The following is a 260-nucleotide window of genomic DNA, read 5'->3' as shown; positions in this document are numbered from 1 at the left end:
AGGGAGAGAAAAAGTCAGATTGAACATGTATTTGGCACTGTCAAACGCTGGATGGGGAAAGTGCCTCTTTTACTCAGGTCAAGAAAGAAAGTACAGATTGAAATAGATTTATATACAACCGCTTATAATATCAAACGATTGTGTTCTTTGTCTTCGATACCTTATTTGTTATCGAGGATAGCAAATAGCTTGTCGGAACTCAATAAAAGTCTATTTCATTCGCTCATATCGACTTTTATCGTTCTAAACAGCCTTTTTGG

The 260-nt window shown here is 36.2% G+C and carries 1 protein-coding gene; it reads left to right on the top strand.

From position 1 onward, the window contains the following. The coding region (locus DWU89_RS21325; RefSeq protein ID WP_147292097.1) for a transposase at positions 1–260 on the top strand (260 nt) is incomplete at both ends.

This window comes from Parabacteroides acidifaciens (genome assembly GCF_003363715.1).
Classification (GTDB): Bacteria; Bacteroidota; Bacteroidia; order Bacteroidales; family Tannerellaceae; genus Parabacteroides; species Parabacteroides acidifaciens.
This window is presented reverse-complemented; position numbering and strand designations above follow the sequence as displayed.